This window comes from Roseateles koreensis (assembly GCF_028595305.1).
In the GTDB taxonomy this organism is placed as follows: domain Bacteria; phylum Pseudomonadota; class Gammaproteobacteria; order Burkholderiales; family Burkholderiaceae_C; genus Paucibacter_A; species Paucibacter_A koreensis.
Genome location: NZ_JAQQXS010000002.1, coordinates 217,327 through 244,176 on the forward strand (window position 1 = coordinate 217,327; position 26,850 = coordinate 244,176).

The 26,850-nt window shown below is 62.1% G+C and carries 22 protein-coding genes; 7 read left to right on the forward strand and 15 right to left on the reverse strand.

Annotated features, from left to right (window positions below; translation table 11 throughout):
* From gmd to PRZ01_RS02795, 5 genes are all read right to left on the reverse strand, one after another.
* A complete protein-coding gene (gene gmd, locus PRZ01_RS02775) occupies nt 1-1,128 on the reverse strand; it encodes a GDP-mannose 4,6-dehydratase (protein WP_273595229.1) in 1,128 nt (375 codons plus the stop codon).
* Nucleotides 1,129-1,262: 134 nt separating this feature from the next.
* On the reverse strand, nt 1,263-3,122 hold the full coding sequence (locus PRZ01_RS02780) for a polysaccharide biosynthesis protein (RefSeq protein ID WP_273595230.1): 1,860 nt from the start codon (nt 3,120-3,122) through the stop codon (nt 1,263-1,265).
* A gap of 316 nt (nt 3,123-3,438) precedes the next feature.
* The gene (locus tag PRZ01_RS02785) at nt 3,439-4,032 is read right to left on the reverse strand and encodes a sugar transferase (protein WP_273595231.1); all 594 of its coding nucleotides are present in this window, start codon (nt 4,030-4,032) and stop codon (nt 3,439-3,441) included.
* Nucleotides 4,033-4,050: 18 nt separating this feature from the next.
* Nucleotides 4,051-5,226, reverse strand: coding sequence for a DegT/DnrJ/EryC1/StrS family aminotransferase (locus PRZ01_RS02790; RefSeq protein ID WP_273595232.1), 1,176 nt, complete (start codon nt 5,224-5,226; stop codon nt 4,051-4,053).
* A gap of 61 nt (nt 5,227-5,287) precedes the next feature.
* Nucleotides 5,288-6,856, reverse strand: coding sequence for a protein adenylyltransferase SelO (locus PRZ01_RS02795; RefSeq protein ID WP_273595233.1), 1,569 nt, complete (start codon nt 6,854-6,856; stop codon nt 5,288-5,290).
* Between the two features lie 184 nt (nt 6,857-7,040).
* Here PRZ01_RS02795 and PRZ01_RS02800 point away from each other — a divergent pair, with 184 nt between their 5' ends.
* The 5 genes from PRZ01_RS02800 to ruvC all read left to right on the forward strand — a co-directional run bounded on the left by PRZ01_RS02800 (nt 7,041) and on the right by ruvC (nt 11,830).
* Nucleotides 7,041-7,550 carry a hypothetical protein gene (locus tag PRZ01_RS02800; RefSeq protein ID WP_273595234.1) on the forward strand — a complete coding sequence of 170 codons (510 nt, stop codon included), beginning with the start codon at nt 7,041-7,043 and terminating at the stop codon, nt 7,548-7,550.
* Complete coding sequence (locus tag PRZ01_RS02805) at nt 7,547-9,172, forward strand: GMC family oxidoreductase (RefSeq protein ID WP_273595235.1); 1,626 nt, start codon at nt 7,547-7,549, stop codon at nt 9,170-9,172. Before PRZ01_RS02800 ends, PRZ01_RS02805 begins: the two co-directional genes overlap by 4 nt.
* Nucleotides 9,173-9,557: 385 nt before the next feature.
* Complete coding sequence (locus PRZ01_RS02810; RefSeq protein ID WP_273595236.1) at nt 9,558-10,187, forward strand: lysophospholipid acyltransferase family protein; 630 nt, start codon at nt 9,558-9,560, stop codon at nt 10,185-10,187.
* Nucleotides 10,184-11,188 carry a phosphatidate cytidylyltransferase gene (locus PRZ01_RS02815; RefSeq protein WP_273595237.1) on the forward strand — a complete coding sequence of 335 codons (1,005 nt, stop codon included), beginning with the start codon at nt 10,184-10,186 and terminating at the stop codon, nt 11,186-11,188. Before PRZ01_RS02810 ends, PRZ01_RS02815 begins: the two co-directional genes overlap by 4 nt.
* 93 nt (nt 11,189-11,281) lie before the next feature.
* On the forward strand, nt 11,282-11,830 hold the full coding sequence (gene ruvC, locus PRZ01_RS02820; RefSeq protein WP_273595238.1) for a crossover junction endodeoxyribonuclease RuvC: 549 nt from the start codon (nt 11,282-11,284) through the stop codon (nt 11,828-11,830).
* 4 nt (nt 11,831-11,834) lie between these two features.
* Here the strand turns inward: ruvC and PRZ01_RS02825 are convergent, their stop codons facing one another.
* Nucleotides 11,835-12,257, reverse strand: a complete 423-nt coding sequence (locus PRZ01_RS02825) for a response regulator (RefSeq protein WP_273595239.1) — start codon at nt 12,255-12,257, stop codon at nt 11,835-11,837.
* Nucleotides 12,258-12,467: 210 nt separating this feature from the next.
* Here PRZ01_RS02825 and PRZ01_RS02830 point away from each other — a divergent pair, with 210 nt between their 5' ends.
* Nucleotides 12,468-14,234: an ABC transporter ATP-binding protein gene (locus PRZ01_RS02830; RefSeq protein WP_273595240.1), complete on the forward strand. Its 1,767-nt coding sequence runs from the start codon at nt 12,468-12,470 to the stop codon at nt 14,232-14,234.
* Nucleotides 14,221-15,984, forward strand: a complete 1,764-nt coding sequence (locus PRZ01_RS02835; RefSeq protein ID WP_273595241.1) for an ABC transporter ATP-binding protein — start codon at nt 14,221-14,223, stop codon at nt 15,982-15,984. The genes PRZ01_RS02830 and PRZ01_RS02835 overlap by 14 nt, the downstream gene beginning before the upstream one ends.
* Nucleotides 15,985-16,030: 46 nt before the next feature.
* On the opposite strand, the gene PRZ01_RS02840 is transcribed toward PRZ01_RS02835, so the two are convergent.
* The 9 genes from PRZ01_RS02840 to murG form a co-directional block, all read right to left on the reverse strand.
* Nucleotides 16,031-16,216 (reverse strand): hypothetical protein, encoded by a 186-nt coding sequence (locus tag PRZ01_RS02840; RefSeq protein ID WP_273595242.1) that lies wholly within the window; start codon nt 16,214-16,216, stop codon nt 16,031-16,033.
* A gap of 27 nt (nt 16,217-16,243) precedes the next feature.
* A complete protein-coding gene (gene lpxC / locus PRZ01_RS02845; protein ID WP_273595243.1) occupies nt 16,244-17,179 on the reverse strand; it encodes a UDP-3-O-acyl-N-acetylglucosamine deacetylase in 936 nt (311 codons plus the stop codon).
* Nucleotides 17,180-17,203: 24 nt separating this feature from the next.
* Nucleotides 17,204-19,303, reverse strand: a complete 2,100-nt coding sequence (locus PRZ01_RS02850) for a sensor histidine kinase (RefSeq protein ID WP_273595244.1) — start codon at nt 19,301-19,303, stop codon at nt 17,204-17,206.
* Nucleotides 19,304-19,712: 409 nt separating this feature from the next.
* A complete protein-coding gene (ftsZ, locus tag PRZ01_RS02855; RefSeq protein WP_273595245.1) occupies nt 19,713-20,969 on the reverse strand; it encodes a cell division protein FtsZ in 1,257 nt (418 codons plus the stop codon).
* A gap of 140 nt (nt 20,970-21,109) precedes the next feature.
* Nucleotides 21,110-22,339 carry a cell division protein FtsA gene (gene ftsA / locus PRZ01_RS02860; protein WP_273595246.1) on the reverse strand — a complete coding sequence of 410 codons (1,230 nt, stop codon included), beginning with the start codon at nt 22,337-22,339 and terminating at the stop codon, nt 21,110-21,112.
* Nucleotides 22,340-22,390: 51 nt separating this feature from the next.
* Nucleotides 22,391-23,227, reverse strand: a complete 837-nt coding sequence (locus PRZ01_RS02865) for a cell division protein FtsQ/DivIB (protein WP_273595247.1) — start codon at nt 23,225-23,227, stop codon at nt 22,391-22,393.
* A 19-nt stretch (nt 23,228-23,246) separates the two neighbouring features.
* On the reverse strand, nt 23,247-24,227 hold the full coding sequence (locus tag PRZ01_RS02870; RefSeq protein WP_273595248.1) for a D-alanine--D-alanine ligase: 981 nt from the start codon (nt 24,225-24,227) through the stop codon (nt 23,247-23,249).
* Complete coding sequence (murC, locus tag PRZ01_RS02875) at nt 24,224-25,678, reverse strand: UDP-N-acetylmuramate--L-alanine ligase (protein WP_273595249.1); 1,455 nt, start codon at nt 25,676-25,678, stop codon at nt 24,224-24,226. Before murC ends, PRZ01_RS02870 begins: the two co-directional genes overlap by 4 nt.
* Nucleotides 25,675-26,754: an undecaprenyldiphospho-muramoylpentapeptide beta-N-acetylglucosaminyltransferase gene (gene murG, locus PRZ01_RS02880; RefSeq protein ID WP_273595250.1), complete on the reverse strand. Its 1,080-nt coding sequence runs from the start codon at nt 26,752-26,754 to the stop codon at nt 25,675-25,677. Before murG ends, murC begins: the two co-directional genes overlap by 4 nt.
* Between the last annotated feature and the right edge of the window lie 96 nt (nt 26,755-26,850).

Here is a 26,850-nt window from a genome sequence, read left to right on the forward strand (position 1 = left end):
TCACAGAGCCCCCACTTCTCGGGCAACTGGAACCACATGGCCATGGGATTTTAGGAACGCAGTCCGTTGCGCACACCTTAAATCCGCCGCAACCATTTCAGCACACATCTCTTGGGCGGTAATTTCGGGGGTCCAGCCCAATACTTTTTTGGCCTTACTCGGATCTCCCAAAAGAGTTTCAACCTCAGCGGGGCGGAAGTAACGATGATCAATAGCAACGACACAATCACCCACCTTCAGCGCTGGTGCGCGGTCACCCTCAATGCTGGCGACGTAGGCCTTTTCTTCAACACCAGTTCCATCAAAACGTAGCCCGATTCCAAGTTCAGCTGCCGCCCATTGAATGAACTCTCGCACCGAATACTGAACACCAGTAGCAATCACGAAATCCTCTGCCTGGTCCTGCTGCAGCATCATCCACTGCATACGGACGTAATCCTTGGCATGGCCCCAATCTCTCAAGGCATCAAGATTACCCATGTACAACCGTGTTTCAATACCCTGCGCGATATTGGCCAAGCCGCGTGTAATTTTGCGCGTCACGAAAGTCTCGCCCCGACGTGGGGACTCATGATTGAACAAAATGCCGTTGCAGGCGTACATGCCATAGGCCTCCCGGTAATTGACGGTGATCCAGTAAGCATAGAGCTTGGCAACTGCATAAGGGCTTCTTGGATGGAAAGGCGTAGTTTCCTTTTGAGGGATTTCTTGCACCAATCCATACAACTCCGATGTGGAGGCTTGATAAAAGCGCGTCTTTTTTTCCAACCCCAGAAAACGAATCGCCTCCAGCAGGCGCAGCGTACCCATTGCATCTACGTCAGCCGTGTACTCAGGCACCTCAAAACTCACAGCAACATGGGATTGCGCACCAAGGTTATAGACCTCGTCAGGTTGCACCTCCTGAAGAATTCGAGTCAAATTTGAACTATCCGCGAGGTCACCATAGTGAAGTTTGAATCGCTGATGTTCAGTGTGCGGATCTTCGTAAATGTGGTCAATGCGCTGAGTATTGAATAACGACGCACGTCGCTTGATGCCATGAACTTCATAACCTTTGGCTAGCAAAAACTCAGCCAAATAGGAGCCGTCTTGGCCTGTTACGCCCGTAATGAGTGCTTTCTTCATTGATTCGCTCAGCTCCGCTGATTTCCTAGTTAACTAAAAATTATTGTCGCACCTATCATGCGAGTTGATTGGGGAGATGCCCTGTCGACCCCATAATCACATGCAAGTGCTAAGTCAGCACTTGCAGGGCGAGGTCAGACCGAATATTCAGCTCTTAGCAAGTCCCTTAATCTTGATCTCAGTTGTTGATCCGGCACCCAAGCCTGGCTGACAACTTCCTCCAGCCACCCCAACACCTCCCTCGCCTGGGCATCATCATCCAGCTTGGCAATGCTGAGTTTCTCGAAGCGGGTGGAGAGCGTCGTGTCTTTGTCCGCAAGCAACTCCTCATAGAGTTTCTCGCCTGGCCGCAAGCCGCTAAATTCGATACGTATGTCGGTGAGGTTTCTACCGGAAAGCTGGATCATGTCTCGCGCCAAATCGGCGATGCGCACCGACTCGCCCATATCCAGAATCAGCACCTGGCCGCTTTCCCCGATCGCCGCCGCCTGCACCACCAAGCGCGCGGCCTCGGGGATCGTCATGAAATAACGCGTTATGTCAGGGTGAGTCACCGTCACCGGCCCCCCCTTGGCGATCTGCTCTTTGAACTTGGGGATCACGCTGCCACTGCTGCCCAGCACATTGCCGAAGCGCACGGCCATGAACTTGGTGGCATGACCTTGGCCAGCCATATGGCTGATCACCAACTCCGCGGCGCGTTTGGTGGCGCCCATGACGTTGGTGGGATTCACAGCCTTGTCGGTGCTGATGAGCACGAAGCGCTCCGCGCCATGCTCGGCCGCAGCGGTGCAGGCGTGGTAGGTGCCCAGGGTGTTGTTGCGCAGGCAGGCCCAGGCGTTGTCCACCTCCATCAGGGGCACGTGCTTGTAGGCTGCGGCGTGGAAGACGATTTGCGGCTTGTATTGGGCAAAGGTGTGGCGTAGGTGGGCCAGGTCTTTCACATCGCCGATCAGGCGCAGCAGCGGGATGTGCGGAAACTTCTCGCTCAATTCTTGCTCGATGGTGTAGAGCGCAAATTCACTCAGTTCATACAAGACAATTTTCTGTGGACCATAACGGGCCACCTGCCGGCACAGTTCGCTGCCGATGCTGCCGCCGGCGCCAGTGATGAGCACCACTTTGCCGTTGATGCATTCGCTGATGCCGGCTTCGTCCAGTTGCACGGGCTCGCGACCCAGCAGATCTTCAGGTTGAATGTCGCGCAGCTGGTCGACCTTGCTGCCCGCCATCAGCTCTGAACTGGTCGGCACGGTTAACACCGGCAGGCCGGTTTTACCCGCCAGGTCGAGGGCCCGGCGACGTTTGGCGCTTTCGGCGGAGGGCATGGCCACGATGATGTGGGTGATGCCATGCAGTTCGGCAAATGGGGCCACCTCGCTGAAGGGGCCCAGCACCGGGATGCCGGCCACGCGAGCGTCTTGTTTGGCGATGTCGTCGTCCAACCAGCCCACCACCGTCCAGCCCTGGTGTTGAATGCCGGCCACCAGCAAGCGCCCTGCCCGGCCGGCCCCCATCACCAACGCACGGTGGGTCTCAGTGGCGCTGCCGTTGATGCGTGCGCGCAGGTGCTCGTACAACATGCGGTAGCCCAGACGCATCATGGCCAAGCCAATGATGCTGAACAAGGGGTGCAGCGCCAGCACAGAGCGCGGCACTGCTTGCAGCTGAGCCATCAACACCACCACCGCGCCAATCACGCCGGCCGCCGCACAGGCCAGGGTCACGCGTTTGACTTCGCCAAAACCACTGAAGCGCCACATGCCCTTGGGTACTTTGAACAGCCACAGACTCAGCAAATACAGCAGCACCAGCCCGGCAATGACCCAGCCGTCATAACTGGGGCGAGCCGACCACCAGCGCTCAAACCCGAGCCGGAACAAATAGGTGGCCTGCCAGGCCAGCACGATCATCAGGCCATCCAGCGCCAGCGAGAGAATTTCGCGCTTGGGACGGATACGGGTGAGAAATGCGTCGAGTGATTGCCAAAACATAGGGCGCTATTGTCGCGGCAACTGGGTTGCGTTTCGACGGCGCAGTTCCTGGCGGGTCGATAATCAACACAAACTCCTAGAGCCGACCACCATGGACTTCTGCCGACTACTTGGCCTGGACGCGGAGCAAACCAAACGCCACGACTTTGTGAACGACGAGGTGTTTGCCATGGCGGGTTCTTGTAACCTGTAGCGACGCCGACCGCCTCTACCCTTAATCAAGCGCGAGCCCAAGTGGATTGTGGAGGTACGGTCCGCCAACACCGCTGCCTATGACCGGGGCGAGAAGTTTGGCCGGCGTCTGGGCCCGCCTTCGTTAGTTCAAAATTGCCCGCAATGTCTTGAGGATCAAGCTGACGTCGCCCCAAAAACTGCGCGAGGCCACATAACGTTGCGCATAGACCAGCTTGGCCGGCATCACCAACTCGACATACGTGCGCTCGGGGTCAGTGGACTGGGCGAGCAAGCTGGCTTCATCGCGGTACTCAATGCTGGCCAAATCGGTAATGCCGGGCCGCACTGACAGCACCACGTCGCGCACCTCTGCCGGGTACAACGCCACGTAGCGCGGTACCTCGGGGCGCGGGCCGACCAGGCTCATGGCGCCGCGCAACACGTCCCACAGCTGGGGCAACTCGTCGAGTTTGGTGGCGCGCAGAAAGCGGCCGATGCGCGTGATGCGTGGGTCAGCGCCAATGGTGATTTGCGGGCCCAGGGAGGGCGCGTCCACCCGCATGGTGCGGAATTTGTGGATATCAAAGGGGCGGCCGAAGCGCCCGACCCGCTCTTGGCGGAACAACACCGGGCCGGCGGAATCACACTTGATCCATAGGCTAACGATCAACAACAGCGGCGCGAGTGCGATCAGGCCCGCCAAGGCGCAGATCACGTCAAAAAGGCGTTTCGCCACGGACAATGTCGTAAGCAGTTAGCTCAGCGCGATCTCGCGCACGGCGCGGATGACGCGCTGCACATCATCGTCCGTCATCGCCGTGTAGAGCGGGATGCTGAAGCTGCGCTCATAGGCCTTTTGCGAGTGCGGAAACTGCGCGGCGCGCAAGTCATAACGTTCACGCCAGTAGGGATGCTGATGCAGCGGGATGTAGTGGACGCTGCAGCCGATGCCGGCAGCGAACATGCGCTCGATGAACACATCGCGCTCCATCTCCAGGGTTTCGCTCAGACGCAGCACGTAGAGATGCCAGGAGTGCACATCGCCCTCGATGGGCTGGGGCGGCAGGATCAGGGGCAAGTCGGCAAAGGCTTCGTTGTAGGCCTGCGCGATTTGCTCGCGCCGGGCCTGGAAGGCGGTGATGCGCTTGAGTTGGTGGATGCCCAGTGCCGCCGCGATGTCGGTCATGTTGTACTTGAAGCCGGGGGCGACGATCTCGTAATACCAGCTCGGCACCTTGGCGGTGAAGCGATCAAAAGCGTCGCGGTTCATGCCGTGCAGGCGCATCACGCGGGCTCGCTTGACCAGTTCGGCATTGCGGGTGACGAGCATGCCGCCCTCGCCCGTGGTCATGGTCTTGTTGGCGTAGAAGCTGAACACGGTGGCGTCGGAGCCCATGGTGCCGATCAGCTCTTTCTCCAGCGTGGTGGGCAGGGCGTGGGCGGCGTCTTCCACCACGCGCAGGCCGTGGCGGCGGGCGATGTCGAGGATGGCGATCATGTCCACCGCCAAGCCCGCGTAATGCACGGGCATGATGCAGCGGGTGCGGGGCGTGATGGCGGCTTCAACCAGCTTAGGGTCGATGTTGAGGGTCTTGGGGTCGATGTCCACCAGCACCACGTCAGCGCCCAGGTAACGCACCACTTCAGCGGTGGCGGTGAAGGTATGGGTGGTGGTGATCACCTCGTCGCCAGGGCCGATTCCCAGCGCCTCCAGCGCCAGATGCAGGCCGGCGGTGGCAGAGTTGACGGCAATGCATTCCAACTGGGGTTCGTTCAAAAAGGCCGCGAAATCGGTCTCGAAACGCTTGGCCTTGGGCCCCGTGGTCACCCAGCCGGAGCGCAGCGTGTCGACCACCTCGTTGATTTCGTCTTCACCGATTTCGGGCAAGGCAAAGGGGAGAAAGGGCAAGGCGTTTGTCGGTTCGGTCATGGCGGTCGGCTGGGTCGCTGCAGGCGCGCTGCAATGGCGGCGATTGTATCGGCGGCCCTGCTCAGGTCCCGCAGAACGTCTGGTAGCTGTCGTTGAAGCTCTGCGCGGCAGGTTCGGCCAAGCGTACCCGGTCCGCGTGCTCTTCAAAGGGTTGGCACACGGCCGCCAGCAATTGCTCGAAGGGGGAGTAGTCGCTCGCCTCGCTGGCAGCGGTCAGCGCCTCTTCTACCCGTGCGTTGCGTGGGATGTAGATCGGGCTGACCTGCCGCATGGCGGCGGCCCGGGCCGCTGGCGTGCCGGCAGGGCCTTGCGCCGACTGCAGGCGTTGCCACCAGCGCGCCAGCCAAGGCTGCGCGGCGCCGGGGTCGGCCAGCAAGGCTTGCAGGGGCACAGTGGCATCTGCGGAGAATGCATGCGAGGCGCCTGCCCGATCAAAGGCCTCCGCAACATCCGCCAAACGGCGCCAGGCCAGCGTGAAGTCAGCCCCCTGGGTGTGCAGCAATTGCAGCCAGTCGTGCGCCAGGGCCAAGTCATCAACCTGCGCGTCTTGCAAACCCAGCTTGGCGCGGGCGCCAGCCAGCCAATGGTGCTCATAACGCGCCGGAAACGCGTCAATGACCGCGACAGCCTGGGCTACGGCTACATCCGCGTCGGCGCCCATCAGCGGCAGCAAGCTCTCGGCCAGGCGGGCGAGGTTCCAACGGGCGATCAAGGGTTGATTGGCATAGGCATAGCGGCCACCGTGGTCGATGGAGCTGAACACCATTGCGGGGTCATAACGCTCCATGAAAGCGCAAGGGCCGTAATCAATCGTTTCACCGGACACGGTCATGTTGTCGGTGTTCATCACGCCGTGGATAAAGCCCAGATGCATCCAACGGGCGATCAAGGCGGCCTGGCGCTCGGCCACCGCCTGCAGCAGGCCTAGCGCGGGCAGCGGGTGATCGCGCAAGGCAGGGTCGTGTCGGGCGATCACATGGTTGAGCAGGCGTTGTAGCTTCTCGTGCTCGCCCCGTGCGGCGAAGTACTGAAACGTCCCCACACGTACATGGCTGGCCGCCACACGCGTGAGCACCGCGCCCGGCAGAGGCCGCTCGCGCCGCACCCACTCGCCCGTGCCGACAACAGCCAGGGCGCGCGTGGTGGGCACGCCCAACGCATGCATGGCTTCGCCCATGAGATATTCGCGCAGCACAGGCCCCAACGCAGCCTTGCCGTCACCCCCGCGTGAATACGCGGTGCGACCTGAGCCTTTGAAGGCGATGTCGCGGCGGTGCCCATGCCGATCAATCACCTCACCCAGCAACAGCGCCCGGCCGTCGCCCAACTGCGGGGAAAAACCACCAAATTGATGGCCCGCATAGGCTTGTGCCAAAGGTGCAGCCCCCTGGGGCGCCTGGGCCGCCGCCAACATCTGTACGCCGGCAGACGCCATGAGAGAGGCTGTGTCTAGGCCCAACTCTTCAGCCAAAGCCAGGTTGAGTTTGAGTAGCTTGGCTGCCGGCACCGGCTGCAAGGGGCTTGCCGTGTAAAGCCCCTCCAACTCGCGGGCGTAGCTGTTGTCAAAGGCGATGGCCGTGGCGGGAGACATGAGGGGGGCCGTTAGGCCGTTGGCGCCGAGGGTAGTCATGCGCGCATCTTGACATGGGCGGCCTTGCCGTATGAGCGCTGGGGTTTCTGCTCACCCTGGCGACAGCTCACTAGTACTAGGGACTCCGCTCTATCCCAGGGCCTACACGCTTGGCGCCGGGGCAAGCTGCGGTTAGCCTTGCGCGGCAAGCCACAAGCTCAAAACCATAAAGGAGACCGCGCCCATGAATCGACGCCGATGGCTACAACTCGGATTGGGGGCAACCGTGCTGCTCGGGCTGGCCGGCGCCGGCGTGGCCCTGCTGCGGCCCGGCTGGGCTGATGGCAAGCTGAGCCCCGGCGCACGCACCTTGATGCGCAAAGTCAGCTTGGCCGTGTTGGATGGCCTCTGGCCCGAAGGCACAGTGGCCAGAGAGTCCCGCGTGGACCAACAGTTAGCACAGTTGGAGGCCAATATCGCTGACTTTCCGGCGGGCGTGCGCGATCAGCTCTCGCAGGTGCTGGGGCTGTTGTCCAGCGGCGCGGGCCGCCTCAGCCTGATGGGTTTGAAGTCTGACTGGGACAGCGCCACCGTGGACGAGGTGAAAACCGCACTTCAAGCGATGAGCGTTTCCAGCCTGGACACCCGCCAGCAAATCTACCGGGCGCTGCGTGACCTCAACAGCATCGTCTTCTTCGCCGACGCCAGCAACTGGCCTCAGACCGGCTACCCAGGACCACGGACTCTCGCATGAGCAACCCCATCATCGACCCCATCAAAGAGGGCCTGGCCCGTGGCTGGCAGGTGTTCGGCACCGAAGTAAACGGCGCCCTGCGCACCGCACCGGTGGACATGGATTGCGACGTGCTCATCATCGGCAGCGGCGCGGGTGCAGGCATCACGGCTGAATTGCTGGCCAAAGCCGGGCTCAAGCTGATCATTGTGGAGGAAGGCCCGCTGCGCTCCAGCAGCGACTTCCGCCAACTTGAAGCGGACGCCTACCGGCAGCTTTACCAAGAAGCCGCCGGCCGCAAGAACACTGAACAAACCATGGGCGTGCTGCAAGGCCGCTGCGTGGGTGGCTCCACCACGGTCAACTGGGCGGGGGCCTTTCGCACGCCGGAAACCACGCTGGACTATTGGGTGCAGCGCCTGGGCCTGTCGGACTTCAACCCCGCAGCCCTGGCGCCCTGGTTTGACCAAGTCGAACGGCGCCTGAACATCGGCGAGTGGCAAGGCGAGCCCAATGGCAACAACGAGGTGCTGCGGCGCGGTGCACTGAAGATTGGCGTCGAGGCCTTGAAGATGCACCGCAATGTCAAAGGCTGCTGGAACCTGGGCTCCTGCGGCCTGGGCTGCCCCACCAATGCCAAGCAATCGATGTTGGTGACCACCGTGCCGGCCGCGCTGGACATGGGAGCCACCTTGCTGGTGCAAACGCGGGCGGAACGTTTTGAGCTGCAAGGCGATGAAATCAAGGCCTTGATCTGCCAACCCGTGCTGCTCAACGGGGCTGCTAACGGCTCGGTGCAGCGCATCACGGCGCGCCATTTCGTGCTGTCAGGGGGGGCCATCAACTCGCCGGCCTTGTTGATGCGCTCCGCCGCGCCCGACCCGCACAAGCTGCTGGGCAAACGCACCTTTTTGCACCCCACCGCCGCCAGCAGCGCCGTGCTGCCCGAGCCGGTAAAGGGCTGGGCGGGTGCGCCGATGAGCATCTTCTCGGATCAATTCCTGCGTGAGCACCCCATTGACGGGCCGGTGGGCTACAAGCTGGAAACCGCGCCGGTGCACCCCGCCTTCGCGCTGACCAACCTCGGCGGCATGGGTGCCGCCTTGGCCGAGCGCGCCAAGGTGCTGCCGCACACCCAGGTGGGCATCGCGTTGATGCGTGACGGCTTTCATGAGGCCTCGCCAGGCGGCACGGTCAGCCTCAAGTCGGACGGCAGCGCGGCCCTGTCTTACACCTTGAGCGACTACTTGCTGGACGGCGTACGCCGCGCACACCTGACAATGGCTGAATTGCAGTTTGCGGCAGGCGCCACCACAGTGCGGCCCGCCCATGAAATGGCGGCGGACTATCGCTCGTGGAGCGAGGCCAAGGCCGCCATCCAGCAATTGCCCTACAAGCCCTTTGTGACGGTGGTGGGCAGCGCGCACGTGATGGGAGGCTGCCCGCTCGGCGTGGATGCCAGCCGCGGCGTGGTGCGGCCCGACGGCCAACATTGGCAGTTGAAGAACCTGTCGATTCACGACGGCTCGTTGTTCCCCACCAGCATCGGCGCCAATCCACAGGTCAGCGTCTACACCTTGAGCAACCGCCTGGCTACGGGCTTGGCCAAGCGGCTGAGCGACAAGGACGTGCAGTTGGCTTGAACAAGCAAACACCCCCGCCCCCCCCCCCCGCAGTACAGTGCACATAACGAAGCATGGTTTCGCCGCCAAGTGCAAGACGGTCTTGATTCGGCCCATGCGGGCCGCTTGGTCTTGGGCGAGGATGTTGAGGCCGAGTTTGCAGCACAACGCGCTGAAACGCGGCCCTTTTGATCGACCACCCCGGCTTGGGTCGGCCGGGCCAGGTGGCGAGCACACGCGAGTTGGTTGCGCATCACAACAACATTCTGATTGACGACATAGCGGGCGATTTGTTGCGGGTGCTTCGCGGGCTGCACGCAGCCCGAAGGTGGCCGCCAACCCGTGCGGCGCAATGATCAGCGTCAGTGCTGCCCCGTCGCCCCACCTTCCCGCTACCATCCTCATCATGTCCCTTGCCAATTTCACCGGTCTGCTGCTGGCCGGCCTTGCTCGCCTGATCACGGGCGCCCAAGGCCACTGGAAAGGCTGCCCGCCGATGGCCGAGCAGCGTATCTACTTCGCCAACCACCAAAGCCATTTCGACTGGGTGTTGATCTGGGCCGCCCTGCCCGGCGAAATGCGTGCCCAGACCCGACCCATTGCCGCGCGCGATTACTGGACCAGCAGCCCGCTGAAAACCTGGATCACAACCGCCGTGTTCAACGCCATTTACGTCAGTCGCACCCGAGCCACGCCGGACGAAGACCCTCTGGAGCCCCTGGCCGATGCACTGAGCGCGGGCGACTCGCTGGTGATTTTTCCGGAAGGCACGCGCTCCAACCTGGGTGAGCCACAGGCCTTCAAAGCGGGGCTGTACCACTTGGCCGAGCAGTTTCCGCAGGTGAAGCTGATCCCGACCTGGATTGACAACGTGCAACGCGTGATGCCCAAGGGTGAAGTGGTGCCCGTGCCCATCCTGTGCACTGTCACCTTTGGCGCGCCCATGGCGCTGCAGCCGGGCGAAGACAAGCGTGAATTTCTGGCCCGTGCGCGTGCGGCGGTGCTGGCGCAACGCCCCGGTGGGGAGCGCCCATGAACTGGCTGTTGCAACTCAATAGCCACGAGCAAACCGCCCTGCTGTTTGTTGCTTTGTTCGGCATGCTTGCCTTGGCCAGTTGCCTGCGCGTTTTGATGAGCTTGCGGCGCGAGAGTTTGCAGGACGTACCTGCCGATCCCGACGCCATCCCCGGGCGGGCCCGCCAGCACCACTGGCGCCATGAAATGCGCATCTTGTGGCTGGGCGCCAGCATCTTTTGGGCGGCCTGGATCTCCGGGCCGGTCGGTGCGACGCTGCTGTTCGGCGTGCTGTCGTTTCTGGCGTTCAGAGAGTTCGTCACCCTGCTGCACACCCGCAGGGGCGATCACCGGAGCTTGCTGCTGGCGTTTTTCGTGCTGCTGCCGCTGCAGTACCTCACGGTGGGTCTGCGCGAGTTTGACCTCTTCACAGTGATGATTCCGGTGTACAGCTTTTTGGCCATTCCGGTGGTCAGCGCGATGGCGGATGACCCGCATGATTTTTTGGAGCGTAACGCCAAGATTCAATGGGGCATCATGGTCTGCGTGTACGGGCTTTCACACGCCCCGGCGCTGATCCTCCTAGATTTTGCGGGCTACCAAGGGCGCGGGGCATTTTTACTCTTCTTCCTGGTGATGGTGGTGAGCGGCGGGCAGCTGGCCGAGCACTGGGCAAGCCGGCGGTTGCGCCGCCGGCCCGTGGCGCGGCACGTGGACCGCGACTTTTCCATGCGGGCGTGGTGGGCAGGCGTGGGGTGCGCCGCGCTGGTGGGCCTGGCGCTGTTCTGGATCACCCCATTCAAGGCCTGGCAGGCCATGGCCATGGCGGCCATCGCCGCGGGTGCGGGCAGCTTCGGCAGCTTGGTGATGGAAGCCCTCAAGCGCGACGCAGGCGTGCGCTACTGGGGCAACCGCAGTTCGATCACCGGTGCCATCGGCTTGTTGGACCGCATGGCCGTGTTGTGCTTTTCGGCGCCGGTGTTTTTCCATCTGGCGCGTTGGTATTTCAAGGCGGCACGCTGAGCGTGTGCTGTCATTCAGAATCACAGCCTCCGTTCAACTCACGCGCTAACGCACGTTAACGAAACTTAGCGCACTTGGCGCCACTGACCCTCCATGCGTATTCTCGGTATCGATCCTGGTTTGCAGACCACCGGCTTTGGCGTCATCGAGGCAGACGGCCCGCGCCTGAGCTATGTGGCCAGCGGCACGATCAAGACCAACACCATCGCCACAGGCGATTTGCCCGGTCGCCTCAAGATCATCTTCGACGGGGTGCGCGAGGTCACCGCCCGCTATCAACCGCAATGCGCAGCGGTAGAGATCGTCTTTGTCAACGTCAACCCGCAGTCCACGCTGCTGCTGGGGCAGGCCCGCGGTGCCGCCATCACCGCGCTGGTGTCTTGTGATCTGACGGTGTCCGAATACACCGCCTTGCAGATGAAAAAAGCCGTGGTCGGCCACGGCCACGCCAAAAAAGAACAAGTGCAGTTGATGGTGCAACGCCTGTTGAGCCTGCCCGGCGAGCCCGGTAAAGACGCCGCCGATGCCTTGGGGCTGGCCATCATGCACGCGCACGCCAGCGTCTCATTCGAGGCAATGAGCCGCAGCACGACGCTGCAACGCCGCCAGCATGCCCAGTTCAAGGGCAGCCGTACTTATTGAAGTTTCAGCGCCCGGGCGCCCCTGGGGTGGCGGTTGCCGCCGACAAACCCGCAGCAATCCGCGCCAGCAGCACTTGGGAATCCACAGGTTTGATCAGCATGTCTGCCGCGCCCACGCTGATGCCCGCGGCCCGGGCATGGGCCAGGGCCTCGGACTCCACCCGCGCGGTGAGAAAAATCACCGGGACGGCTGCCGTGCGCGGGTCGGCCTTCAGGCGCCGATAGACCTCGTAGCCGTCCATGCCCGGCATGAGCACGTCCAGCAGAATCAAGTCAGGCAGCGTGGCCTGAACAATCGCCAGGGCTTTTTCACCATGGGGCGCCACCTTGACCTGGTAGGTTTTTTTGAGAATATGAGAATACAGAAGCAGATTTTCAGGGGTGTCATCCACCACCAGAACCGTGTACCGAGGTGCGGGCTCCAACATAGACCTCCTTGATCACTGAATGCTGAAAGCGACGTCCGGGGGAGTCGCCATGGAAGCCTAACAGGCTCGCCGATCTGCGGGCGACGTATTGCCCCCCCCGGTTGACATGGGTAGATGCCTAGAATGCGGCCCTACCGCCTCTTCGCCCACGCACAAAGCGACACAACGCAGCATCCCGTGGCATAGCGCAACATAACGCTGAAAGTCCCCATGACCCTGACCCGAATGCTGGCCACTTTTGTGCGCAGCCATTGGCGCCCCTATAGCGCTGCCGCTCTGATGCTGGCCTGCATCGCTTTCACCACCACCTGGATTCCGCGTCAGGTGGGCCATGTGGTGGACGGCATGGTGGCGGGCACGCTGCAGGGCTCGGCACTGCAGCAGCAATTGGGTTGGCTGGTGCTGGCGGGCGTACTGATTTATCTGCTGCGTGTGGGCTGGCGCCTGGCCTTGTTTGCTGCAGCCTATCAGTTGGGCCAGCAGTTGCGCACGCAGCTTTATGCGCGACTCACCTTGCAGGGCCCGGCCTTTTTTCAGGCCAAGCGCACGGGTGATTTAATGGCCTTGGCCACCAACGATGTCGACGCGGTTGAAATGGCGGCCGGTGAAGCTTTGTTGGCCGCGTTTGACGGGTCGCTCACGCTGATTCTCGTGCTGCTGATGATGACGGTGGGCGTGGACTGGCGCCTGGGCCTGGCCGCCCTGCTGCCCTTCCCCTTCATGGCGCTGGCGTTTTGGCGCATCTCCGAGCAGGTGCATCAGGCTTGGCAGAGCTCGCTCCATCGCTTCTCAAGCCTCAACCAGCATGTGCAGGAGGGGCTGGCCAGCGTGCGCACGCTGCGCGCCTTGGGGCTGGTGCAGCACAACACCCTGCAGTTCCATCAACTGGCGGAAGGAGCGGCGGAGTCAAGCTACCGTGCGCAAAAGTGGGAGGCCGCCTACGAACCTGCGGTGGGCATGACGCTCAGCGCGGCCACTGTGATCGCGCTCGGCCTGGGCGGCGTGCTGGTGGCGCGGCGGGAGTTGAGCATCGGCCAACTGACCTCCTTCACCATGTACCTGGGGCAACTGATCTGGCCGATGTTTGCCGCCGGCTGGGTGCTGTCGTTGCTCGAGCGCGGGCGTGCTGCCTGGGACCGCCTTCAGCCGGTGTTGTCCGCACCGCTCACCTTGCAAGACACGGGCCGACTGCCCTTGCCGGCGCGGGCTCGGTTGAGCGTCGAGCAACTGCATTTCAGCTACCCGGAGGCGGGTCGAAAAGCGTTGGAAAACATCTCCCTGCAACTGCCGCCGGGCAGCACGCTGGGCGTTGTTGGCCCCACCGGCGCGGGCAAGTCCACCCTGCTGCGGCTGTTGCTCAGGCAGTATGAACCGGCGCTCGGGCGCATCCTTGTCAGCGGGGGCGCTGTGCATTGCACCCTGCCTGAATTGACGCTGCAAAGCCTGCGCGAGGGCATGGCCTGGGTGCCCCAGGAGCCCTTTTTGTTTTCAGCCTCCATCGCGGAGAACATCGCGCTGGCGCGCCCTGCGGCCAGCCGCGCAGAGATTGAGCAAGTGGCCCGTATGGCCGCCGTGCATGACGACATTCGCCTGCTGCCCAAGGGCTATGACACCGAGGTGGGTGAGCGCGGCGTGACCCTGTCCGGCGGCCAGCGCCAGCGGGTGGCCATTGCGCGCGCCCTGCTCTCGAACGCCCAGATCTTGCTGCTGGACGACGCCTTGTCTGCCGTGGACACCGGCACGGAGACACAAATCCTGCAGCATCTGCGAGCCTTGCGCGAGACCCGCCCGGAATGCAGCGTAATCATCAACAGCCACCGGCTCAGCGCGGTGATGGAGGCCGATCACATCATCGTTCTGCGCGACGGTCGCATCACTGAGCAAGGAAGCCACGCGGCGCTATTGGCCGCTGGCGCCTGGTACGCCAGTCAATGGCGTTATCAACAACTGGAGGCCAGCCTCGATGCAGACGCCTGAACAACTCACCGGCAAAGAGCGGCCCTGGGCCTCGGTGGGCCTGCTGCTTGAATCAGCCTCCCCTGAAAAGCAGCAACTGCGCCGCGGCGTGGCATGGCTGCTGGTGGCCGCGGGCCTGGAGGCCTTGGGACCGATTCTCGGCAAGCGCTTCATCGATAACCATTTGCTACCGCGCCAGTTCGACGTCATGGCCATGGCCCAACTGCTCGCCGCACTGCTGGTGTGCGGGTGGTCTGCCAGCTGGATTCGCTACGCCCAGCTCAGCCGCATGGCCGGCGTGGCACAGCGCTCGGTGCTGCGCCTGCGCGAGCGGGTGTATGCGCACGTGCTGGCTTTGCCCATGGCCTTTTTTGACCGGGCCATCACGGGGCAGTTGGTCAGCCGCGTCACCAACGACAGTGAAGCCGTGAACACGCTGTACCGCCAAGTGCTGTACGTGATGCTGGACTCCAGCATCGTGGTGCTCGGCTCCTTGATCGCGATGGCTTGGCTGGACTGGCACCTGATGCTGATCGTCGCCACCCTGATCCCCGCCATGCTGGTGATCATCTTGCTATATCAGCGCCTGAGTGCGCCGGCCGTGGCGCGCGCGCGCCAGCTGCGCAGCGAGATCAACGCGCAGATGGCCGAGAGCATGGCCGGCATGGCGATGCTGCAGGCGGCGGGCGCGGCCGCCCGGTTTGGGGCGCGCTTTGAGCACACCAACAAGGCCCACTGGTCCGCCCGCATTGATGAGCTCAAAGCCAATGCCTGGCTGCTGCGGCCGGCGCTGGACTTGCTGAATGTTTTGCTGCTGGTGACCGTGATCTATGGCTTCGGCCGGCGCGATTTATCGGGGCTGGAGGTGGGCCTGCTCTACGCCTTTTTGAGCTACATCGCCCGCGTGGTGGAACCCCTGATTCAGATCACGATGCAATTCGGCCAGTTGCAGCAATCCATGGTGGCCGCCGCACGAGTGCGCAGCCTGCTGCAGGAAATGGCGCCGGTGCCGCAAGGGCAAAACGGCCGCGACATTCAGCACGGCCGCATTGCCATCGGGCAACTGAGCTTTGGCTACGCGCCCGAGCGCCCGGTGCTGCACGAACTCAATCTCGACATCGCTGCGGGTGATTTTGTGGGCATCGTCGGCCATACGGGCAGCGGCAAGTCCACGCTCTTGTCTTTGTTGCTGCGGTTTTACACGCCGCAATTGGGCCGCATCGAGATTGACGGCCAAGCGCTGGCCAGCATCCCCGATGACCGCTTCCGACAAGCCGTGGGATTGGTGCCGCAAGAACCCTATCTGATGGCCGCCACAGCACGTGAAAATATCGCAATGGGCCGCAACATCAGCGAGGCCGATTTGCGCGCCGCCGCCGAAGCCGCCCGTATTGCCGAGTTTCTCGACGCCTTGCCGCAAGGCTGGGACACGCTGCTGGGCGAAGGCGGCGCCCGGGTCTCCACGGGGCAGAAGCAGTTGATCGCGATGGCACGCGCCTTGGCGGGCAAGCCCCGGATCTTGTTTCTGGATGAAGCCACCTCCAGCATCGACAGCGCCACTGAGCGCGTCATCAGCGAGGCCTTGACCGCGCTGCACGGCCAGGTGACGGTGTTGGCCATTGCGCACCGACTCTCCACCATCCGGGCGGCCGACCAGATCATTGTGCTCAACCACGGGCATCTGGCGGAGCGCGGCCGGCATGAAGAGTTGATGGCGCGCGAAGGCGGCATCTACCAGCGGTTGGTGCAGTTGCAGGATCTCAGCGATTGAGCGCGCACCGGCGGGCGCCGCCAGCTGCCCGCCTCGTGCCATGCCCCTACAACAGCATCGCCAGCCGCTCGAGGATCAACACAGCGAAAAACGCGAGGCCGGCCAAGACGGTCCATTTGACGATCAGCAAGCCGCGCTGGCGCCACACCACCTGCTGGGTGCCGATGTACAGGGCGAAACAGATCACGCCTGCAAACAGCAGCAAGCCAACCACCAGTCGAAACAACATCATGGCGCGCTACTCATTCGCGGTGATCAGTTACCAGGCCGGCGCCAACTGAGCGAAGCCGGCCGGCGCCTGCGCTTCGTCTTCAAAGGTGACGATTTCATAGGCGGTTTCGTCCGCCAGCAGGGCGCGCAGCAGTTTGTTGTTGAGTGCGTGCCCGCCCTTGAACGAGGTGTAGGCTGCCAGCAGCGGGTGGCCCACCACCTGCATGTCGCCGATCGCGTCGAGAATCTTGTGTTTGACGAACTCGTCGTCGTAGCGCAGGCCATCGGCATTGAGCACGCGGTAGTCGTCGACCACGATGGCATTGTCCATCGAACCACCCAGCGTCAAGCCGCGAGAGCGCATGACCTCGATATCGCTGGTCATGCCAAAGGTGCGGGCGCGGGCGATTTCACGCTTGTATTGGCCCGACCCCATATCGAACACATACTGCTGGCCCGTTGCAGAAACCGCCGGGTTGTCAAACTCGATCTCGAAGCTCAGCGTGTACCCATGATGCGGCGCCAGGCGCGCCCACATCAGGCGCTTGCCCTCGCCTTGCCGCACTTCCACGGTTTTTTTGACGCGCAGGAATTTCTTGGGCGCATTCTGCTGCTCGATGCCGGCGCTTTGGAGCAGGTAGACAAAACTTGCGGCGGAGCCATCCAGCACGGGCACTTCGTCTGCGTTGATGTCGACGTAGAGATTGTCCAGCCCCAGGCCCGCGCAGGCGGAGAGCAAGTGCTCAATGGTCTGCACCTTGGGCGCGCCCGGGTCGCCGCCGGGGCTGACGGTGGTGGCCATGCGGGTGTCGCACACGGTGTCAGCACGCACCGGAATGTCAACCGGGGTGTTGAGATCTATCCGCCGAAACACGATCCCGGTGTCCGGTGCCGCCGGGCGCAGCGTCATTTCAACCCGTTGCCCGCTGTGGATGCCTACGCCCACGGCGCGGGTCAGACTCTTGAGTGTTCTTTGTTGCAGCATGCTGGCGATTTTCCGTGAAAACCCTTAACTGTGCTTGTCTGGGGGCTCTGGGCGATGCACAGGCAGGCGCAGGCTCAAGCGCGTGCCCTGGCCCGGGCTGGATTCAATCCGCACCGAACCGCCCAGGCGCTGCGCACGCCGTTGCTGGCTCTTGAGGCCCCGGCCCCGCGGCGCGTTCTCGACATCAAAGCCGGTGCCGTCGTCTTCCACCCGTATTTCCACATAACTGCTGTGATGGCGCGTCACCAGGCGCACCCGGCCCGCATTGGCGTGCTTGATCACATTGGTCAGGGCCTCCTGCATCAGGCGCAGCACATGCAAGGCGTCGGGTGGCTCCAGCCAGGTGAGCGGAGGCAGGTCTTGAACGTCCCACTCGAGATGCAGCCCGCCCGCCTGCAAACGCTTGCCGAGCCGGTAGCGCATGGTCGCAAGGAGTGACACCAGGTCATGGCCAATGGGCTCCAGGGAGTCGATGACCAAGCGCAGATCGTCCACGCATTCACGCAGCACTTCTACCACCCGATCCTGGCCCATGGTGCCTTGCTCCACCGCCACCATGGCGGACAGCAGGGACGAACCCAATCCGTCATGCATGTCTTGCATCAGCCGCTGGCGCTCCAGCAGCAGAGCCTGCTGACGCTCCGCCTCCCGCAAACGGTCGTGCTGGGCCTGCAACTCGCGACTTTGCGCGTCCAGGCGCTGGGCCAGGTTTTCATTCAGCAAAGCCACCTCGAACAACGCGCCCACATAACGGTTTTGCACCGCGTACAAAAAGCTGGCGACCATCATGAGCGTGGCAAAGGGCATGACGTAGATGTGCTCCTGCCACGTCCAGCCCGCCAGCATGACCAAGTCGTGGATGCCCAGCAGCAAACTCAGGAACATGCTCACCGCAATAATGCGCAAGCCGTAGCGGCGCTCATTGAAGGCGATCACCGCCACAAACAGGGTGCACACCGCCCCAACCACCGCGTTGACCGCATGCTGGGCGACCAGTGCGTCGAACATGCCCCGCCACAGAGGCAGGGTCATCAGGCTGCCGAGCACGACGAACGAAATCAATCCCTTCTCGAAGCGCGGAAACTGCCTTCTCGAAAACCGCAGCACGAACAAGAAGGTCAACACCATGACCCAAGACATGGAGGCGTGCGTCAACCACCAAAACCATTCCAGGCCCAAGCGAGTGCGAGGCAGGTCCACGTGGTAATGCAGATTGCGCAGCAACCAACCCACGGCCGCCAGTGCGAACAAGAGATAGGCGGAGTCATCTCGTCGCTTGACCCACAAGGACATCGAAAACAAACCCAACACCACCAAAGTCAGGCCAGTGGCCTGAGGCACGCCAATCTGCAAGGCCCAGCGCCGGCGGTAGCGCGGCTCCAGGTCTTCTCGCGGCCCCAACCAGACGGATGACACCGCATAAAAATTGTCATTGAGCACGGGCACCGCCAGCACAATTTCCAGCGATTGGTCTCGGCTCAGCTCCGTGAGCGCCGCAGGAAACACCACCCACAACGGTCGCACCCACTGCTCACGGGCGCCCGCCTGGTTGTCGAACACAGGCCGCCAGCCTTCATCGGTATGCACCAGCACTGCGGCGGCCATGGTGACCAGCCGCGGGATGTACAAGGCCATGCTGGTGGGCCAGAAGCCCTGGTCAGAATCAAAGCGAAAGCGGTACCAGCGCATCTGGTAGAGCTTGTCGGCATTGAAATGGCTGCCCACATCACGGCTGCGGGTATCGGGCAGTTGAACGGGCTTCCAGTTGGCCGGTGCGGTCGGCGGCTGCAAATGCGCCGGCAAACTGCCGGGGCTGCCATCCATGGCGCGCAAGGCGGCCCACCATTCATTCAAATCGTCACCCGACCATTGGCTCAACGCCAACTCCGCCGAGCGCATGTGTTGGCCCGACGGTACTGGAGCCACGCCCGGCGTGGTCAGACCCTGGGCGTGCACCTGCGGCAAGGCAAGTGTCCCAAGCACCAGCATGGCCCCCGACAGCCATCTAGACAGCCCCAATCCACAGGACAAGCCACCAGGCAGTGCGGCCAAAACCAGAGATTTCAGTACACGGACTGGTGCGGTCACACGGGCAGAAAAACCGGGCAGCGCGGTATCAGGCATTCGACAAAGCACACGAGAACATGGTGGTCCTAACAAATCCACAAAGCACCGTCAGCGCTTGTGACGGTCACGGAGCTTTGCCTTCATCACAGGTTTGCGAGGCGCGCAAACCGCGGATCGATACCCGCACCGTCAATGTATCGAACAATTTGAGCCGCGCTCAGGAAACGCAACTCAACGTCATCTTTCTTCGTGCGCGTCAAACCTCACCTGGAGGCGAAGCATGCCACAGCATCTGCTCGCCTTGGCTGGCCGTCGGGCTGGTCACAACGCTGAACCAGCGATAAGGTAAAAAAAACAAGCCCGGCGCGTGATGACGATCACGCGCCGGGCTTCGGAGGCTGTCTTGGCCAGAGCTTGACCGGCGGTCGATCTGCTTCAGCGCGCTTCGATCAACCGATCAAGCTGATCAATCGGCCTGCTTGCGCAGGAAAGCCGGGATTTCAATTTCGTCCATGCCGTTGGAGGACAGGGCCTCCACCTTGGCGGCGGCCGTACGGCCGTGGCGCCACACGCTGGGCACGCTCATGCCGGCAAAGTCATTGCCGCCACCCAAGGCGGGCGACTGACTGACGCCGCCGTGCGCGCTGTGCCCAGCACCACCGGCCGCGCCCATGTTGACCGCCTGCGTCAGCACCGGCATATTGTCGGTACCGGTGCGCAGTTGAACCTGCGACTGCACCACCTGCAGCGGCGCCGCCTGGCGCGCACGTTGTGACGACAGGCCGGTTGCAATCACGGTCACACGCAGGGCATCGCCCAGGCTTTCGTCATAGGCAGTGCCGAAGATGACATGCGCTTCATCGGCGGCATAGCGCTTGATGGCGTTCATGGCGTTGCGCGATTCGCTCAGCTTGAAATTGTTCTTGCCGGCTGCAATCAGCACCAGCACGCCGCGTGCGCCGGACAGATCGATACCTTCCAGCAGCGGGCAGGCCACCGCCGCCTCGGCCGCCTTAACAGCACGGTCCGGGCCACTGGCTTGCGCCGTACCCATCATGGCTTTACCAGGCTCGCCCATCACGGTCTTGACGTCTTCGAAGTCGACGTTGACCAGACCGGGGACATGAATAATGTCGGAGATGCCGCCCACCGCGTTTTTCAACACATCGTTGGCATGAGCAAACGCCTGATCTTGTGTGACGTCGTCGCCCAGCACATCCAGCAACTTGTCATTCAGCACCACGATGAGTGAGTCGACATTGGCTTCAAGTTCGGCCAAGCCTGCATCGGCGGCCTTGGTGCGCCGATTACCTTCAAATTCAAAAGGTTTGGTCACCACGCCGACCGTCAGGATGCCCATTTCCTTGGCAACCCGGGCAATCACCGGCGCCGCACCCGTGCCGGTACCGCCACCCATACCGGCGGTAATGAACAGCATGTGCGCGCCCTGAATGGCATCCCGAATGCGGGCTTCAGCTTCCAGTGCAGCTTCTTGGCCCTTCTCGGGCTTGGCACCGGCGCCGAGACCGGAAACCCCCAACTGCAGGAGTTGATCTGCCTTCGAGCGATTCAGCGCCTGAGCATCAGTATTGGCGCAGATGAACTCCACGCCCTGAACGCCCTGGGCAATCATGTGCTCAACTGCATTGCCACCACCACCACCTACACCGATCACCTTGATCTGGGTGCCTTGGTCAAACTCTTCAATCATTTCGATCGGCATAAGAAACCTCCTGCACCAATTGTGCCGTTATTACCGGTGAAAAACCACAGGGATGACCCTCTTTTTTCACGCTCTGCCGCTGAATTCCGACAGTTCATTTTTGAAAATCCCTGATCTCGCCAAACTCGCGCCGCAGCGCTTCAGAAATTACCGAGAAACCAATCTTTTGCGCGGCCAAATGCGGTCTTCATCGAGCCCGCTTGTTGCGCTGCTTTCAAACCCCGGGTGCGCGACATGCGGGCTTCTTCGAGCAAACCCATAACCGTTGCCGAGCGCGGGTTGGAAACCATGTCGAAGAGCGCCCCGCTATAAGTCGGATTGCCACGGCGGACTGGTTTGAGAAATATATCCTCCGCCAACTCAATCATGCCCGGCATGACGGAGGAGCCGCCTGTCAAAACGATTCCGGACGACAGCAATTCTTCGTAACCACTTTCCCGAATCACTTGCTGAACCAGCGAGAAAATCTCTTCAACCCGCGGTTCGATCACCCCTGCCAAAGCCTGCTTGGACAACATGCGCGGCGCACGGTCGCCCAGCCCTGGCACCTCGACCTGGTCCGCTGGATCGGCCAGCAATTGCTTGGCCACACCGTGCTCAACCTTGATTTCTTCCGCATCCTTGGTGGGGGTGCGCAGCGCCATGGCAATATCGCTGGTGATCAAATCACCGGCAATTGGTATTACAGCGGTATGACGGATGGAGCCGCCAGTGAATATCGCCACGTCCGTCGTACCCGCACCAATATCCACAATGGCGACACCGAGGTCGCGTTCATCGGAGGTCAATGCTGCATGGCTGGATGCACTGGGATTTAAAACCAGCTGATCCACTTCAAGACCACATCGGCGCACGCATTTCACAATGTTTTCTGCCGCGCTTTGTGCGCCCGTCACAATATGCACCTTGACCTCAAGGCGTCCGCCGCTCATGCCAATAGGTTCTTTAACCTCGTGGCCATCGATGACAAATTCCTGTGGTTCAACCAGCAACAAACGCTGATCGTTGGGAATATTGATGGCTTTGGCAGTTTCCACCACACGGGCCACATCGACTGGCGTCACCTCTTTGTCACGCACAATCACCATGCCAGTGGAGTTTTGGCCGCGAATATGGCTGCCTGTAATGCCTGTATATACGCGGGAAATTTTGCAGTCGGCCATCATTTCAGCCTCTTTCAAGGCCTGCTGGATAGACTGGACGGTTGCGTCAATATTCACCACCACGCCGCGTTTGAGGCCATGCGAAGTGGCCACACCCAGGCCTGCAATCCGCAATTCGCCATTGCCCAACACCTCGGCCACCACCGCCATGATCTTGGCGGTACCGATATCCAGGCCGACGACCAAATCCTTGTATTCCTTGGCCATGTTTTCTTTTCCTTAGGTTTTTCTCTGCAGCACTGAGGGCTATGACACAAATCAACGGGCGGCCTTACCGGCGGCGGCGGCGGGTCGCGTGGTGGATACCCCACGCAAACGCAGCGCAAACCCATCGGCATGACGCAAATCGGCGGACAAAACTGGTGCTTGGTACCGGGACGTCACCTGGGTGACAGTACGAACATACTGGCCGTAGCGGGCCAGCACCTCCTCCGGTGACCCGCGGCCCAATTCCAGCACCGCACCTTTTTCGAGCGTGACGCGCCAAGAGCCTCGGCCGGACAAATCCAGGCGCTCCACACTGTCATCCAGGGCCTGGGTTTGCGCCTGCAATTGGCGCCACATCTGCAACATCACGGTGGCGGTGCCCTTGGGGCCCGCCAAAACCGGCAAATCATCGTCTTCGACATCACCCAGATTGGCCTGAAACACTTCGCCATAGCTGTTCACCAGACTTCGGTCGACACCCGAATCACTGGCCGCATCGTCAGCCCCAGCCTCCCAATATGCGGCCGGCCGGTGTTCTTCCAGCTTGACGCGCAGGCGATTGGGCCAAACCCGTTGCACCACCGCTTTGCGCACCCAAGGCACAGCCTCAAAGGCTTGGCGCCCGTTTTTCAGATTCATACTCAAAAAACTGCCGGTGAGTTGAGGCAGGGCGTTAGCGCGCAATGAGGCCGCGCTGTTGCGAGTTACCTCGCCTTCCACCTGAATCGCCCGAATTGCAAAAATCGGCAAACGCGTGACCCAGCGCAAACCCAGGCCGGCAGCGCCCAGCACCAAGGCCGCCAACAGCACGGCCGTGACCGCCTGCATCAGACGAATGTCTGGCGGCAGCTGGGCTGGCAGTTGAGTGGGCGAACGGACGGCGCGCATGGTTCAGTGTCTAAATCGCTCAGGCCTGGGCCGAAACGTGGTCCAGGCGGGCCTGCGACAACAGCCACAGGCACAGTTGCGGATACGAAATGCCGGCCGCTTTGGCGGACATCGGCACCAGGGAATGCGAGGTCATGCCCGGCGAGGTATTCATCTCCAACAGATAGGGCTTGCCATCGCTCTTGCGCAGCATCAGGTCGGCACGGCCCCAACCCCGGCAGCCCAGCGAGCGGTAGGCGGCAAGCACCAGGGCCTGGATGGCCGCCTCTTGTGCCTCACTCAGCGAGCCCACGATGTAGCGCGTGGTGTCGGTGAAGTACTTGTTCTGATAGTCGTAGTTGGCGTCTGCCGCTTCGATGCGCACTGTGGGCAGGGCAAACGCCGTATCGCCCTCGCCCAACACGGGGCAGGTCAATTCAGGCCCGTCGATGAATTCCTCGCAAAGAATTTCATCGTCGTAACGGGCGGCGAGATTGACCGCATCCAGCATTTGTGAATAGCCCATCACTTTGCTGATGCCGATGGTGGAACCCTCGTGCGGCGGCTTGACGAAGATCGGCAGGCCAAGCTCGTCAGGGATCGTCATGCAGCGCTCGCGGCTGATTTCATCCCGCTTCAACTTGACGTAACGCGGGGTGGGCAGGCCGTCGGCCAGCCACAAGCGCTTGGTGGTGATTTTGTCCATGGCCATGCTGGAGGCCATCACGCCGGAGCCGGTGTAGGGGATGCCCAGCAATTCCAACGCGCCTTGCACGGTGCCATCTTCACCACCCCGGCCATGCAGGGCAATAAAGCAGCGATCAAACCCGGCATGCTTCAACTCACCCAGTTCACGCTCTGCGGGGTCAAAAGCATGGGCGTCCACGCCCGAGTCCAGCAAGGCCTTGAGCACGCCGGGGCCCGACATGGTCAACGACACCTCGCGCTCCGCCGACATGCCGCCCATCAGCACAGCCACTTTACCCAGGGCCTTGGGGTCAATATTCAAATCAAGTTTCATGGGGCCTTGCCCTCGCTCGTGGGTTTCTCGGGGTTCGCCGGGTTTGTCTTCAACCATTCAACCGTGGCCGCAGGCACCGCACCAATGGAGCCCGCTCCCATCACGATGAGCACGTCGCCGTCGCGTGCTTGTGAGGCAATCGCCTGTGGCAACTCGCCCACCTCGTTCACATAGGCCGCGCTCACTTGGGCCTCGGCCTGCAAGGCCTGCATCAAGGCAGCGCCGTCGGCCCCTTGAATGGGCGATTCGCCGGCCGAATACACCTCGGTCAACAACACCGCGTCAGCTTGGCCCATCACCTTGACGAAATCCGCAAAGCAATCGCGAGTACGGGTGTAACGATGCGGCTGAAAGGCCAGCACCAGGCGGCGCCCGGGAAAGGCCCCCCGCGCCGCAGCGATCACCGCAGCCATCTCCACCGGATGATGGCCGTAGTCGTCGATCAGGCTGAAATGGCCGCCGTCGGCGCTCGGCAATTCGCCATAACGCTGAAACCGCCGACCCACGCCGCCAAAATTCTCGAGCGCGCTAACAATCGCCGCATCGGGCAATTCAATCTCTGTTGCGACGGCGATCGCGGCCAGTGCATTCAAGACGTTATGCATACCGGCCAAATTAAGCGTTACGCGCAATTCCGGCAAAGCCTCAGCACCTGCAAAACATCGCTGAACCGAGAAGCGCATGCGGCCACCGGCCAGAGCTTCAACTTGGGTGGCCCGCACTTGGTTGCCTTCGTCCAGGCCATAGCTGATCACGGGCCGTGACAGCAAGGGCATGATGGAGCGCACGCCGGCATCATCACCACACAAAATCGCCGCGCCATAAAAAGGCATGCGGTGCAAGAACTCGACGAACGCGGCCTTCAGCTTGGCGAAGTCGTGCCCATAGGTTTCCATGTGGTCAGCGTCGATGTTGGTGACCACCGACAGCATGGGCAACAGATTCAGGAAGGACGCATCCGACTCATCGGCCTCCACCACGATGTACTCGCCCGAGCCGAGTGCCGAATTGGCGCCCGCACTCATCAGCTTGCCGCCGATGACAAAAGTCGGGTCCACGCCCGCTTGCGTCAGCACGGCTGTGACCAGTGAAGTGGTGGTGGTCTTGCCGTGCGTACCGGCGATGGCAATGCCTTTGCGCAAGCGCATCAACTCAGCCAGCATGACCGCACGGGGCACGACCGGAATCTGCCGGGCGCGTGCGGCGATCACCTCGGGGTTGTCGGCCTTCACGGCCGTGGAGGTCACCACCACCTGTGCACCGGCGATATGCGCCGCCGCATGACCCACCTGAATCAACAAACCCAAGCCTGCCAAGCGCTGCGCGGTGGCGCTGTCGCTTTGGTCTGAGCCCGACACGGTGTAGCCGAGGTTGTGCAAAATTTCAGCGATGCCGCTCATGCCCGCACCGCCCACACCCACGAAATGAATGTGCTTGATCGCGTGCTTCATGCCAGGGCCTCGATTTCATCAGCCACGCGGCTGGCCGCCCGTGGGCGCGCCAGACTGCGGGCACGTTGCGCCATCTGCAACAAGGACTCTCGGTCCTGGCTCTTCAACAAATCAAACAAATTCTGCGGACTCATTTCTTCTTGCGGCATATGAATGGCCGCGGCATGCTGGGCCATGAAACGCGCGTTGTCGCGCTGATGCGAGGTTGTACTCACCACCAAGGGCACCAGCACGCTGGCCAAACCTGCAGCACACAGCTCACTCACCGTGACGGCGCCAGCGCGGCAGATGATCAAGTCAGCCTCGGCCAACTGCGCGGCCATATTGTCGATGAAGGGCAGCAGCTCAAACCCCGATTCCAGGCCGGCATGGCGATACCCTTCCTGCACCGCATGCAGATTGGCCTGGCCAGTTTGATGCACAACATAAGGCCGAGACTCCACGGGCCAAAGCGCCAATGCCTTGGGCAGGACTTCATTGATGGCACGCGCACCCAATGAGCCGCCCACCACCAAAATCCGCAAGGGACCGCTGCGACCGCTGAAGCGCTGCTCTGGCGCATCCATCGCCTCAATCTCAGCACGCACCGGATTGCCGGTCACCACGGCCTTGGTGGTCGAAGCGGCGGCGGCGCCGTCAAAGCCAAATGCAATGCGCTGCGCAAAACGCTCCAGGCTGCGGTTGCTCAGCAGCATGGCCGCGTCGGCATTCACCAGCACCAGGGGCTTGCGCATCAGGCGCGCCATCAGCCCACCAGGGAAACAAACATAGCCGCCCATGCCCAGGACCGCGTCGGCGCTGCGAGTCACAAACACTTGCCGGCTCTGCACAAAGGCCTGAACAAGCTTGAACAAACCCTTGACCGTGTGCACCCAGCCCTTGCCACGCAGGCCCGCAAAGGCGAGGCGGTCAAGCGGGATGCCCGTGGGCGGCACCAGCTTGTTCTCCATGCCCAGCTCGGTGCCCATCCAGCTCACGCTCCAGCCACGGCGCTTCATCTCCTCCGCCACAGCCAACCCCGGAATGATGTGCCCACCCGTGCCCGCCGCCATGATGACCAAGTGCTTACTCGTCATGCGCGGCCTCCGCGCATGAGTTGTCTGTTGTGGCTTCGGCACGCGCGCGGGGCGCGCTTCACGTCGCTGCGCGACATGAGCCTGCACCGGAACGAG

Coding starts and splice junctions, on each gene's coding strand:
- gmd (WP_273595229.1), bottom strand. CDS start 1,128: ATGAAGAAAGCACTCATTACGGGCGTAACAGGCCAAGACGGCTCCTAT.
- PRZ01_RS02780 (WP_273595230.1), bottom strand. CDS start 3,122: ATGTTTTGGCAATCACTCGACGCATTTCTCACCCGTATCCGTCCCAAG.
- PRZ01_RS02790 (WP_273595232.1), bottom strand. CDS start 5,226: ATGACCGAACCGACAAACGCCTTGCCCTTTCTCCCCTTTGCCTTGCCC.
- PRZ01_RS02795 (WP_273595233.1), bottom strand. CDS start 6,856: ATGACTACCCTCGGCGCCAACGGCCTAACGGCCCCCCTCATGTCTCCC.
- PRZ01_RS02800 (WP_273595234.1), top strand. CDS start 7,041: ATGAATCGACGCCGATGGCTACAACTCGGATTGGGGGCAACCGTGCTG.
- PRZ01_RS02805 (WP_273595235.1), top strand. CDS start 7,547: ATGAGCAACCCCATCATCGACCCCATCAAAGAGGGCCTGGCCCGTGGC.
- PRZ01_RS02810 (WP_273595236.1), top strand. CDS start 9,558: ATGTCCCTTGCCAATTTCACCGGTCTGCTGCTGGCCGGCCTTGCTCGC.
- PRZ01_RS02815 (WP_273595237.1), top strand. CDS start 10,184: ATGAACTGGCTGTTGCAACTCAATAGCCACGAGCAAACCGCCCTGCTG.
- ruvC (WP_273595238.1), top strand. CDS start 11,282: ATGCGTATTCTCGGTATCGATCCTGGTTTGCAGACCACCGGCTTTGGC.
- PRZ01_RS02825 (WP_273595239.1), bottom strand. CDS start 12,257: ATGTTGGAGCCCGCACCTCGGTACACGGTTCTGGTGGTGGATGACACC.
- PRZ01_RS02830 (WP_273595240.1), top strand. CDS start 12,468: ATGACCCTGACCCGAATGCTGGCCACTTTTGTGCGCAGCCATTGGCGC.
- PRZ01_RS02835 (WP_273595241.1), top strand. CDS start 14,221: ATGCAGACGCCTGAACAACTCACCGGCAAAGAGCGGCCCTGGGCCTCG.
- PRZ01_RS02840 (WP_273595242.1), bottom strand. CDS start 16,216: ATGATGTTGTTTCGACTGGTGGTTGGCTTGCTGCTGTTTGCAGGCGTG.
- lpxC (WP_273595243.1), bottom strand. CDS start 17,179: ATGCTGCAACAAAGAACACTCAAGAGTCTGACCCGCGCCGTGGGCGTA.
- PRZ01_RS02850 (WP_273595244.1), bottom strand. CDS start 19,303: ATGCCTGATACCGCGCTGCCCGGTTTTTCTGCCCGTGTGACCGCACCA.
- ftsZ (WP_273595245.1), bottom strand. CDS start 20,969: ATGCCGATCGAAATGATTGAAGAGTTTGACCAAGGCACCCAGATCAAG.
- ftsA (WP_273595246.1), bottom strand. CDS start 22,339: ATGGCCAAGGAATACAAGGATTTGGTCGTCGGCCTGGATATCGGTACC.
- PRZ01_RS02865 (WP_273595247.1), bottom strand. CDS start 23,227: ATGCGCGCCGTCCGTTCGCCCACTCAACTGCCAGCCCAGCTGCCGCCA.
- PRZ01_RS02870 (WP_273595248.1), bottom strand. CDS start 24,227: ATGAAACTTGATTTGAATATTGACCCCAAGGCCCTGGGTAAAGTGGCT.
- murC (WP_273595249.1), bottom strand. CDS start 25,678: ATGAAGCACGCGATCAAGCACATTCATTTCGTGGGTGTGGGCGGTGCG.
- murG (WP_273595250.1), bottom strand. CDS start 26,754: ATGACGAGTAAGCACTTGGTCATCATGGCGGCGGGCACGGGTGGGCAC.